This is a genomic window from Albidovulum inexpectatum (genome assembly GCF_002927635.1).
Classification (GTDB): Bacteria; Pseudomonadota; Alphaproteobacteria; order Rhodobacterales; family Rhodobacteraceae; genus Albidovulum; species Albidovulum inexpectatum.
Window position 1 is genome coordinate 198,385 of record NZ_PRDS01000001.1, and the last position, 11,710, is coordinate 210,094.

General features: G+C 66.1%; 9 protein-coding genes and 1 pseudogene. 4 read left to right on the plus strand and 6 right to left on the minus strand.

Translation table 11 applies throughout. The features are described 5' to 3' along the window. Positions 1-3: 3 nt before the first annotated feature. From LV82_RS01025 to LV82_RS01045, 5 genes are read right to left on the minus strand one after another with little or no spacing between them, the layout of a single operon-like run. On the minus strand, positions 4-429 hold the full coding sequence (locus LV82_RS01025) for a hypothetical protein (protein WP_104068850.1): 426 nt from the start codon (positions 427-429) through the stop codon (positions 4-6). After that, on the minus strand, positions 426-2,504 hold the full coding sequence (locus LV82_RS01030) for a glycosyltransferase family protein (protein ID WP_104068851.1): 2,079 nt from the start codon (positions 2,502-2,504) through the stop codon (positions 426-428). The genes LV82_RS01025 and LV82_RS01030 overlap by 4 nt, the downstream gene beginning before the upstream one ends. Next, complete coding sequence (locus LV82_RS01035) at positions 2,501-3,595, minus strand: glycosyltransferase family protein (protein ID WP_104068852.1); 1,095 nt, start codon at positions 3,593-3,595, stop codon at positions 2,501-2,503. Before LV82_RS01035 ends, LV82_RS01030 begins: the two co-directional genes overlap by 4 nt. Continuing rightward, complete coding sequence (locus LV82_RS01040) at positions 3,595-3,906, minus strand: hypothetical protein (RefSeq protein WP_104068853.1); 312 nt, start codon at positions 3,904-3,906, stop codon at positions 3,595-3,597. The genes LV82_RS01035 and LV82_RS01040 overlap by 1 nt, the downstream gene beginning before the upstream one ends. 22 nt (positions 3,907-3,928) lie before the next feature. After that, positions 3,929-4,702, minus strand: coding sequence for a hypothetical protein (locus LV82_RS01045; RefSeq protein ID WP_146065111.1), 774 nt, complete (start codon positions 4,700-4,702; stop codon positions 3,929-3,931). 495 nt (positions 4,703-5,197) lie between these two features. Between LV82_RS01045 and LV82_RS01050 the strand changes: the two genes are divergently transcribed. From LV82_RS01050 to LV82_RS01065, 4 genes and pseudogenes are all read left to right on the plus strand, one after another. Then, positions 5,198-6,265 (plus strand): efflux RND transporter periplasmic adaptor subunit, encoded by a 1,068-nt coding sequence (locus LV82_RS01050; protein WP_170063326.1) that lies wholly within the window; start codon positions 5,198-5,200, stop codon positions 6,263-6,265. After that, positions 6,262-7,326 carry an efflux RND transporter periplasmic adaptor subunit gene (locus tag LV82_RS01055; RefSeq protein ID WP_104068856.1) on the plus strand — a complete coding sequence of 355 codons (1,065 nt, stop codon included), beginning with the start codon at positions 6,262-6,264 and terminating at the stop codon, positions 7,324-7,326. The genes LV82_RS01050 and LV82_RS01055 overlap by 4 nt, the downstream gene beginning before the upstream one ends. Next, positions 7,323-10,361 carry an efflux RND transporter permease subunit gene (locus tag LV82_RS01060; RefSeq protein ID WP_104068857.1) on the plus strand — a complete coding sequence of 1,013 codons (3,039 nt, stop codon included), beginning with the start codon at positions 7,323-7,325 and terminating at the stop codon, positions 10,359-10,361. Before LV82_RS01055 ends, LV82_RS01060 begins: the two co-directional genes overlap by 4 nt. Before the next feature lie 77 nt (positions 10,362-10,438). Continuing rightward, positions 10,439-10,930: pseudogene (locus LV82_RS01065) on the plus strand (IS5 family transposase); the annotation flags it as partial. Between the two features lie 8 nt (positions 10,931-10,938). Here LV82_RS01065 and recO read toward each other — a convergent pair. Further along, positions 10,939-11,691: a DNA repair protein RecO gene (gene recO, locus LV82_RS01070; RefSeq protein ID WP_211289154.1), complete on the minus strand. Its 753-nt coding sequence runs from the start codon at positions 11,689-11,691 to the stop codon at positions 10,939-10,941. Between the last annotated feature and the right edge of the window lie 19 nt (positions 11,692-11,710).

The window sequence follows — 11,710 nt, forward strand, 5'->3', positions numbered from 1 at the left end:
CGATCAGCCAAAGGCCGCAAGGTCAACCGCGTCGACGATGAGGGCAAGATCCCAATAGGCCGACATCTCGGCCTCCCAGCGGGCGCGATCCCCGGCCGCGCCCGCGATGTAGCGTTCGACGCGCAGCCCGAACCGCTCGAAACCCGACCTGGGCAGCGAGGTCAGTATGACCGGCTCGACCCCGCGTTCGATCGCGGCGGCGGCAAGACGCATGGCCACCCGCGCCGGATCGGGAAGATTATCATCCACGCGCACACCGATCCGGGCCGGGCCATCCGGGTCGCGCGACCAAAGTCGCGGGGACGGAGGCACATCGCCCCCCGCCCAGCCTTCCGGCGCGGGCGGAAGATCGTCCGTCACCTCATCCAGAAGCAAGGGCTCGGGCTCGCCGATCCGGGCAATGACCTCCAGCCAGATATCGTTATTCATGCCCACCCCCCCGCTTCGGCATCATCCCCGCAGACAATGCGCGCGGCGTCCCGCGTTCCCGGCGCCGGAAGCGTGACCGATGCCAGCGCCTGGGCCAGGCGGCCCGCCGTTTCACCGCGCAGGAACGTTACAAGCTCGCGCTCGAGCTGCAGGAATTCGTCCGCCCCGACGGTGACGGCCAGGCCGCGATCCGCAGCGGCCCGGGTGCGGCGTTCCTGATCATCCATGAACGGCGCCATCTGCGGAATGAAGATCGCCGGCACGCGGTGGTACAAAAGCTCATGGAACGAATTGTAGCCCGCGGCGGAAACGACGGCATCGGCAATGCGGCAAAGCGCCAGCGCATGGCGTGTCTGAACAACGCGCGTCGATGGCCAGCGTGACAGGCCCGGTGGTACCGCCCCGCCCGGCCAGATGATGGCCAGGTGCAGGCAGCCAGGCTGGCCATCGCACAGGGCGGCGATCAGCTGAAGCTGCGCGGAACGATCCGCCGCAACCCCCGCACCCAGCATCGACACCACCAGCTGATCGAAGCCGCGCCCGAGCTGTCGCGACAGTTCGGACCTTCGGGTCTCGCGTTCGTCCGCACCCATCGGGTCGGCCAAGTCGACGATCGGCCCCACGCGATGAACCCGCTGCAAACCGGTGACGGGGGCGTTCAGTTCGTCGAATGCCTCACTTGGAACGATGACTGCGCGAAAGTCGCTGGCGCGGTCCGCGCTTGCCGGGGTCCCGGCACCCGGCTGGAACAGGCCCCGCCGGATCCATACGGCGTCCAGATCGCGTTCATGGATCACCCGATGCACGGAATCGAACACATAGCCGCCGTCGAAGACCAGACGATCCCCGCGGCGAAGCACACGCCGCAGGCGCAGCCAGGTCAGGATGTCGTTCGCATGCTCCTGCGGCTGTCGGTCACTGCGCTGAACCAGCGGCAGACAAGGAAATCCGCTCTGACGGACAAGATCGACGCAGCTGGGGAACGCCGCAAAGACGGGTTGCTCGCCGCGTTGCACTTCCCCGGCCACCAGGACGGCGCGGCGTGCATGGCCAAGCCCGACCCCGTTGGTCGGGAAGAACAGCGTGCGGCGCGGCTGGTCCGTGACGGAATCCCGTCGTGCGGGCTCAAGGCCCAGCGCGCGCTCCAGATGCTTCAGGTCGCGCCGCACGAGCCAGTCGTCCTGCAGGTTGCGGCGGCCGATCTCGGCCAGGTTTGGCAGGACCAGGCGCCGCAGATGGGCGTCCAGCGCCGCAAGGGCAGCAGGCACGCGCACTATGGGGGCCCCCGCGCCTGCGAGTATCCCCGGACCGGTTGCATCCAGAACGACACCGCCCCGCCCGAGGACCTCGATTGCAAGCGTGGCCATCCGCTCGCCGGGCACGGCATCGCCCAGAAAGGCAACGGCATCCAGCCGGCGCGCCAGCGCGGTGGGCATCAGTTCGGAAAAGTTCAGCACCCGCAAACCGGACCAGGCTGACTGCATGATCTGGGTCTTGGCCTGACCGGGGGCGATCACGACCAGGGAATAGTCCGGCATTGCGTCCATGACCGCCAGATCGGGCAGAAGAATTGACGGATCCTCGAAGCATTCCTGCGTCAGCACAAGCGCCAAGCGTGGCGGCCGGGCCGGATCGCGATGGGCGATCCGGGTGCAGAGTGGCGTCATGGCGCGGTCAGGAAAGCCCGGGCCGATCAGCTCGTTCAGGTCTATGATATCGGGCTCGCGACAGGCGGCGAAGGCAAGCCGGGACTGGGCCGATATGCGCGCCTGAACGTCGCCGAACCGTCCCAGCGCCGTCATCCGCGCGTCAGGCGCAAGATCCAGGGTACGCAGACGCAGAAGAATTTCGTCGGTCAGGGTCTCGGCACCCAGCATCAGAAGATGGTCCAGCGCAAGCCCGGACAGATCGGCCGCAAAGGGCGCGGCTTCGTAGGCGTGATGGCGGCCCAGGTCCGGCGGCAGGGTCCGATCGTCCAGGACTACCCGATGCCCCAGCCGGGACAGCTGATCGGCAACGATCAGCTTGGCATCCATGCCGCGCTCGGAGATCTCGCCGGCCTCGATCAGGATCATGAGACGCGCTCCAGCCGCGTCGGGAACAGATCGGGAAACAGGCGTTCCAGCAAGGCGCGGAACTGACCCGCCCCATGGCGCGCGATGATCTCCTGCCCCTCCGCGACCTGCGCGCGATACAGGCCCGGATCCGCGATCATGCGCGCGATGATGCCATCAACCCCCGCGGGGGTGGTGGCGACAACCGCGCCCTGGAACGTCATGGCCGTCTGCGGGTCGGACAGGACGACCTTGCCCGCCGCCACGCCTTCGGCCAGAACCCGGCCATAGCTTTCGCGCCACATCGGAGAGGTGAAATAGGGCAGAAAGTCGATCATCTCGAAATAGCGCGACAGATCGAGCCCGCCAAAGGGATACAGACGCCAATGGGTGGGCAATTCGGGCAACCGCATCAGCAGATCGGCACCAAGGATGACATTGCTCTCGGCATGAGCCGGAAAGCAAAGCTCGAGATCGCGCAGGGGCGGAAACTTTTCCAGCCCCGGGCGCGAGTGCCGCCCGCGTCGGTCCCTTGGCCGATCGGTTGCAGGCCGCAGCGGCGCGTCGCAGATATTGAACCAGTCTTCGGGCAGCAGGTCCCATCCGGCGGGCAGGTCGTTCGTCCTGGCCCAGCTCTGGATACTGGCACGGTTCACGGCAGAGATGGGCGCCAGCGACTTGCGCGCGCAAAGGCTGGCGCGGTCGATCTGGCCCAGGCATTTGGCAACGTCAAAGGAGGGAGCATCCCCGGGGCGCAGGAAGTTTTCATGCGTCACGACTACAAGATGGCGCGCGATGATCTGAAATCCGGCCTGGTCCTGGAATTTCAGACAGGCGGGATTGTGAAGGATGACCAGATCGCCCCGGATCGTTTCACCCTCTGCGGCCAGCGCGATGCCCAGGCTTGCAAGGCACTCGGCCAGGCGCGGGGAAACCGGCCTGTCGCGGAACATCCGGCTGTGCACCGGATGCACCCGCACTGACGCCATCCCCGCGACGGCGCCCAGTTCGGCGGCAACGGCCGAGGATGTTCCACCAGGAAACCGCGGGTCTATCGCATAGGCGATCCGCGTCTGTCTTGCCGGCCCCTGTGCCATGGCACGTTGCAACATCAATAGATCCGGCGCGCGGCAGCACCGAATGCCGGCGCCGTGACCGAACCCGTCGGCCCGGCAAAGTTGAACCCGGTCGCCCCCCGGCTGATGGCCTGAGTAAAGACGCGCAACTCACGCGCCAGGGAATCGTCGCCTTCCAGGATCTCGGGATGTTCGGCGAGAAAGCGCCACAGCGCGCCATAGTCGCGCTGGATCAGGTAGGTTTCGATCTGGCGCAGCTGCTCGAGCGTATACGCAGCCTGTGCGCTGCCCGAGCCGGCACACATCAACAGGGCGGTCAGAATTGCGATCAGCTTGGGATTGGGCATCGTTCGTCCTCACAAGTTTGAATCAGGGGTTCAGCGCATCGCGAAGCTGCTGCAGGATGCTGCGCCGCAGACGCTGAGCCTCTTGCTGAACAAGGTCGGGCCGCGGGGTTGTGCGTTTCGTGCGGCCCGGCGCACGGCGGATCTGGGGTGCGCCCCGCCCCGCCAGCCAGACCTCGATCGTTCCCTGGGGCGGGCTTGGGGTGAAATCGGTGAAATCACGCAGATCGGCGCCGATGCGCTCGGCAAGGATCCGCGCGGCCTGCGCATCGCCCTGGTGGAAATAGCGGACATTGCTGCGCGAAATGGCAAAGGCAACCTTCGTCGGATCGGGGGGGCGAAAACCCGACTGGGCAAGATTGGTCACGACTTCGGCAATGCGGTCGCCCGAGACGTCCTGCGGCGCGTTCAACAGGACGCGAAGATCTTTCAGGGCAGGCCCGGGCGGCAGAGAGGCCCCGACCTCGGGGAGGTCATCGCGCTCCGGCAAGGACGGGACTACAGGTGGTTGCAACGCCGCCTGACGATCCGCCTGTTGTGCCACATGCGGCACATTGCCCGCGTCCATGTCGCCATGGCCAAGGGAAATGGGCGGCGTCTGGTCCACGCTGACACCGCCTGTCGGGGACATGTCCCGGTCCGGGGGAACGGCAAGTACGGCCACCATCGGAATCAGTGTGGCGGGATCCGAGAATGGCTGAAGCGGGGGCGCATGCGCAGCGGGTTCGGCACGCGGTCGGACCACCTGCATGGCAACCGCAAGCGGCGCGATCAGCGTATCGGGAAGGCTCTGCGGCACGGAGTCGGCCGCCCGGGGCACGAGCAGAACCGGCCGCTCGGCACGCAGGAACGTTTCCCCCGCAAAAACAGAAGAGGCCGACAAAACGGCCACCGCGACCGCAACAGGAAAACGCGCCTTCGCACAGATCCGCCGCGCGGCCGAAGCCGTAATCACTTGGCGCAAGATGATCTTGCCTGACGGCCGGCAAGGCTGCGCGCGACGGCCCCGTGTCAAATTGGGCACGATTGAATAATACATGCTCGCCCTCTTTCGAAATGCCGAAGGGCACGAAGTTCAAATGCGCAAGGAGCGAAAGAATGCGAAATCATGACGAGTTGCCGCCCCAAGCGCATTCAGGATACACGCGAATCGGGAATCTCACAAATGGTCGGGTCCGTGGCGGCCTTGTCGGCGCGCCCCCGATCCCTTACTTCTGAAACGTTCAGTTCAAGATGGCGCCCGGCGGCCAGTGTTGTCGGGATGTGCCGGTTCGCTGCGGACGGGAATTGCGACATGAAACTGCCGATTTATGCTCTCGCCCTTGTCGCGGCGCTGTCAACGCCGCTAAGGGCCGCGCCGCCGCTTGCCGTCGAAATCGTGACCGCCGAGGCATTGCCCGTGGAACGCAGCTATTCGCTGACGGGCGAGGCACGGGCCCGCGACTCGCTGTCGGCGTCGTTCCCCACCGGCGGGCGCATCGCCGAGATCCTGGTCGATGTGGGCGACAAGGTCGATGAAGGCGCCATTCTGGCGCGGCTCGAGTCGGTTCAGCAGGAACAGGCCCTGGTTGCCGCCGAGGCGGGCCTGTCCACGGCAAGGGCCGACTACCGCCAGGCGGTCGAGGATCTGCGCCGTCAGGAGGCACTGCTGGAACGCGGCGCCACGACCCGGATTGCCCGGGATCAGGCCGAGGACGCCCTGCGCATTGCCGAGGGCGCCCTGGCCCAGGCCGAAGCTCAGCTGGATCGCGCGCGCAAGGCCTTGGAGGATACCGTGCTGCGCTCACCGGGTCCTGCGACGGTCACGGCCCGCTGGGCCGAGCCGGGAGAGGTCATCGGCGCAGCCCAACCGGTGCTGGAACTGGCGATCGGGGACGGGATGGAGGCGCGCTTTGACGTGCCCGAAATCATGCTTACCGAAGGTCCCACACCAGGTCCTTCGACCAAATCCGTCATTCTGACCGAGATTGACGGCCCCGAAACCGAATTCACGGGCCATCTGACCGAGGTTTCCCCCGTCATCGATCCGCACACCGGAACGGTCGTCGTGATCGTGGAGATCGACAATCCTCCGCCGACGCTTTCCTATGGAGACCCGGTCCGGGGGACCGTCACGATCACGGGAGACAGCCGCATCGCGATTCCGTGGCAGGCCCTGACGGCCACGGCGGAAGGCCCGGCGGTATGGACCGTGAACCCCGATACCATGCAGGTATCGCTGACCCCGATCACGGTCGAACGCTATGAGAACGGCCTGGTCTATGTCGGTGCCGGATTGCAGGAGGGGGCAATGGTCGTGGGACGCGGAGCGCAGCTTCTTTATCCCGGGCGTCAGGTCACCGCGGCGGAGGCGGGCCAATGAAGGCGATACCGATTTTCCTGGCGGGACTGCTGGCCGCTCAACCCGTGCTGGCGGAACAGACGGCGCCAGCCGATCACCCGCGCCCGGTCGTTTCGGTACTGGCGCAGACGCGCGCCGAATTGCCTTCGGGTTATATCGGTACGGTCGCGGCAAGGATTGTCAGCGATCTTGGCTTTCCGCTGGCCGGAACGCTGGCCGAGCGGCCGGTCGAGATCGGCGATGTCGTCGCCCGGGGCGATCTGATCGCGCGGCTCGATCCCGAAGAGCTGGAGGCCGACCTGCGCTCGGCCGAGGCGGGTGTGATCGTCGCGCGGGCGCAGCTGCGATCGGCCCAGGACGCGGTCGAGCGCGCGCGCAAACTGCTGGAACGCGGTGTCGGGGCAAAGACGCGCCTCGAGGATGCCGAACGCGCCCTGGTCGCGGCGCAGGCACGGATGGACCAGGCGATCGCCACCCGCAACCGGGCGTCGGACCTGCTGAACCTGGCCACGCTGCGCGCGCCGCAGGACGGGGTGGTGACGGCGGTCCTGGTCGAACCGGGCGCTGCCGTCTCGGCGGGCCAGCCTGTTGTCTCGCTTGCGGGCACCGGCGAACGGGAAATCGTCATCGACGTGACCGAACAGGACGCGGCATCCATCGCCAGCGACGCCGAATTCGTCGCGCGCCTTGTCGTCAATCCCGAAATCGAAACCGTGGCAACACTGGATCGGATCGACCCGGTTGCGGCACAGACGACCCGTACGCGCCGCGTACACCTGCGCCTGAGAGAGCCGGACCCGGCATTCCGGCTGGGGGCGCTTGTGCAGGTCAGTGCCCGGGCGCGAGATGAAGGGCGTATCATCCTGCCCCGCACGGCGGTGCTGGAAACCGCCGATGGCGCCGCCGTCTGGGTGGTGGACCGGTCAGATGACCGGGTGCACCTGACCCCGGTCACCATCGCTGCATCGGGCGACGATTTCGTCGTGATCGAGACAGGCCTTGCCCCCGGGGCCGAGGTCGTCACAAAGGGCATCCATTCGCTGAAGGACGGGCAGATCGTCGGCCCGAGTTACCGGAAATGAAACGCTTCAATCTCTCTGACTGGGCGCTGCAGCACCGGTCCTTCGTCTGGTTCCTGATGATCGTCTCGCTGGTCGGCGGGATCATGGCCTATGTGCAGATCGGACGCGAGGAAGATCCCCAGTTCGCCATCAAGACCATGATCATCACCGCCGCCCTGCCCGGCGCGACGGTGCAGGAAACGCTGACCCAGGTCACCGAGCGCATCGAGAAGAAGCTCGAGGAACTGGGCGAGCTGGACCATACGCGATCGGTCACCCGTCCCGGCGTGGCAATCGTCTATGTCGAGCTTCTGCCCACCACCCGGTCGGGCGAGTTGCCGCGCATCTGGCAGAAGGTGCGCAACATGATGGCCGATATCCGGGCGGACTTCCCGGCCGAATTCGCGGGCTTCCAGTTCAACGACAATTTCGGCGACGTGTTCGGCAATCTCTATGCCTTCACCGCCGACGGCTTTACCCCCCGCGAACTGCGCGACGAGGTCGAACGGGTCCGCCGCGCCGTTCAGGCCCTGCCCGATGCCGGCAAGGTCGAGATCTTCGGCACCCGCGACGAGGTGATCTATCTGGAATTCTCGACCGAACGCCTTGCGGCGCTGGGGCTGAACCAGCAGGCGGTACAGGCGACGCTGGCCTCGCAGAACGCGATCCTGCCGTCGGGAGTGATCGAATCTGGCCCCGAACGCATTCTGGTGCGTCTGGGCGGACAGTTCTCGGGCACCGAGAGTCTCGAGCAGATCAACCTGCGCGTCGGCGACCGCTTCTTCCGGCTGGCCGATGTCGCGACCATCCGGCGCGGCTATGAAGACCCGCCGGCCGAGATGTTCCGCTATCGTGGTCAGGATGCGATCGGACTGGCCGTCGGCATGAAGGCCGGCGCGAACATCCTGGAATTCGGCAAGGAACTGGACCGCGTGATGGCCGAGGCTCAGGCCAGCCTGCCCATCGGCATCGAGATCCACCAGATCGCCAATCAGCCCCATGTCGTGGACGAGGCGGTGGGCCATTTCCTGCAGGCCTTGCTGGAGGCCGTGCTGATCGTGCTTGCGGTCAGCTTCGTCAGCCTGGGCGTGCGGGCAGGGCTGGTGGTCAGCATGACGATCCCGATGGTGCTGGGGATCACCTTTGTCATCATGCATTATTCGGGCTTCACGCTGCAGCGGATCTCGCTGGGCGCCCTGATCATCGCGCTGGGCCTTCTGGTCGATGACGCGATGATCGCGATCGAAACCATGATCGCCCGGCTGGAAAAGGGCGAAAGCCTGAACCGCGCGGCCTCCTATGCCTGGACATCGATCGCCTGGCCGATGCTGACCGGAACGCTGGTGACTGTGGCGGGCTTCATCCCGATCGGTCTGAACAACTCGGCGGCGGGCGAGTTCACCTTCTCGCTCTTCGTGGTGATCGCGGTTTCGCTGCTGATCTCGTGGATCGTCGCGGTGCTGTTCGCGCCGCTTCTGGGCGTCACCTTCCTGCCCGAGAAACTGAAACACGCCCATGCCGAGCCGGGCCGCCTGCGCCGCGCCTTCCACCGGGTGCTGCGCTGGGCCATGATTCACCGCTGGGCCACGATCGGCCTGACGGTCGCGGCCTTTGCCCTTTCGGTCTGGGGAATGCGGTTCGTCGAACAGCAATTCTTCCCCAATTCCGACCGGCCCGAATTGCTGGTCGATGTCGCCCTGCCCCAGAACGCCACGATCGACGAGACCTCGGCCCAGATGGCGCGGCTGGAAAGCTACCTGCAGGACAACCCGCATGTCGAATACTGGGCGGCTTATGTCGGGCGCAGCGCACCGCGCTTCCTGCTGGCCTATGATGTACTGACGCCGGGGCCGAATGTCGGGCAGATCGTGATCCAGACCCCTTCGGTCGAGGACCGAAACGCCCTGCAGGCGCAGTTGCGCGACGTCGCGGCGCGCGAATTTCCGGGCGTGGATGTCTTCGTGAAGTTCCTCGAGATCGGGCCGCCCGTCGGCCGCCCCGTGCAATACCGCATCTCGGGGCCGGATATCGACGTGCTTCGCGACCGGGCGCGGGATCTTGCCGCGGTGGTCGCCACCGATCCGCGGCTGCGCGACATCGTGATGGACTGGAACGAACCCGCGCGCGTGATCCGCGTGGACATCCTGCATGACCGGGCGCGTCAGCTGGGCATCGCCACGACCGATATCGCCAACGCGCTGTACACCATCTTCGACGGCGCCACGGTGACCGAGCTGCGCGACGCCACCTATCTGATCGACATCCGCGCCCGCGGGGACGAGCAATCGCGCGGCTCGATCGAAGCGCTGGAAAGTCTGCAACTTGCGACCGGATCCGGGCGGGCGATCCCGCTGCGCTCGGTCGCAACCTTCGGCTACGAGACCGAACAGCCGGTGATCAACCAGCGCAACCGGATGCCCACGATCACCGTCAAGGCCGCGATCGAGGGCAAGGCGCAGCCCGCCACCATCGTCAAGGCGCTGGAGGATGACATCGCGGCCTTCGCGGCCACGCTGCCCTTTGGATACCACGTCGAGGTCGGCGGTTCGGTCGCCGAAAGCGCCAAGAGCCAGGCGCCGATCGCGGCGGTCGTGCCGCTGATGGTGCTGATCATGCTGACGCTGATCATGATCCAGATGCAAAGCTTCCGGCTGACCTTTGTGGTGCTTTGCGTGGCGCCGCTGGGGCTGATCGGCGTGGTCGCGGCACTTGTACCATCCCGCGCGCCTCTGGGCTTTGTCGCGATCCTTGGGGTTCTGGCGCTGGTGGGCATCCTGATCCGCAACTCGGTGATCCTGGTGGACGAAATCGAGGCGCTGAAGGCGAAAGGCGTTGCCACCTGGGATGCCGTGTTTCAGGCGACCGATACCCGCGCGCGCCCGATCCTGCTGACCGCGGCGGCGGCGAGCCTTGCCCTGATCCCGATCTCGCGTCAGATCTTCTGGGGGCCGATGGCCTACGCGATGATGGGTGGCATCATCGCGGGCACGGTGATCACGCTCGTCTTCGCACCCGCGCTGTATGTCGCGGTCTTCCGGGTGCGCCCGCAGGCATGACGCCTAGGTCACACACTCATGAATTGCTAGCGGCGTTTGAGGAATGCTGATTCACTTCTGGGAAAGAGGAGAGCAGCATGTCTCAACGTCGCTACGATCTGACCGACTTCGAATGGTCGATCATCGAGCCGCTTCTGCCGAACAAGCCGCGCGGGGTGCCGCGGGTCGATGACCGGCGTGTCCTGAATGGCATCTATTGGCGACTGCGGACCGGATCGCCCTGGGCCGATATTCCCGAGCGCTACGGCCCCTATACGACCTGCTACAATCGATTTGTGCGATGGACGAAGCTGGGAGTCTGGGATCGGATATTCGAGGCGGTATCCGCAGCTTATGAGGGGTCGGAACAGTCGGTGGACAGTTCTTCCATCCGCGTTCACCAGCACGGGGCCAACGCAAAAAGGGGGGCCAGGCGCCCGCCGGCGCTGGACCGCGAAACCTACAAGCGGCGCAACCGGATCGAACGATTTTTCTCCAAGCTCAAGCACTACCGGGCCATCGCAACCCGATACGAAAAACACGACGCCAATTTCCTCGCCCTCATCAAACTCGCCGCAACACGCTTCTGGTTGCGCGTTCATGAGTCGGTGTCCTGGGCCGACGGAAGACCCGGGGCCCGGGACAGCCGGGCGATCAGGCGCGCGCGGGCTTCGGGCAAGGGGCGATGCAGGTCGCGCAGCAGGCGGTGTTCGAGAAACCAGCCAGTTGTCTGAAGCGCCGCGACCAGCTCGGCATTGTCGCGCGGCACGCCGCCGCGCAGGCAAGGCGGAAGCTGCAGCAGCCGGTCCGCCCATTCGGCCCCGGCCGCCCGTGACACGGCGCGCCCCGATCGCGGACTGACCCAGGCAAGATCCTGGTCGCTGCCCGTGACCGCGCAGGCCGACAGGTCCAGCCCGTAGCCCAGATCGTCAAGCAGCAACATTTCCCACCGCAGATAGGCCGCGCGCCAATCCTGCCCGGCAGCCATCGCATCCAGCAACGCGACCGTCCCGGCATAAAGCCTCCTGTGCGGCTCTCGCTCGGGCAGGGTCACGTGCAGCAAGGCGCAAACCGAATTCAGTCCCGCAAGGGCATCGGCGTCGGACAGGATCGCCGCCCGCGATCGGACAGGTTCGACCGCGAAGGTGCCGATATGCTCCTCCAGCCGGCCGCGCCACGTGACATCGACCTGCGAACCGGGCTGCAGGACACCGGCCATCCTGCGCGATGTCGCCCCGCGCACCACGCCCGCGTGACGCCCGTGGTCATGGGCAAAGACCTCGACGATCGCCGAGTTCTCGCCATGCCGGCGCAAGGTCAGGAGAAGTCCGTGATCCCGCCATTCCATCACATCACCTGTCCGTCCGCCT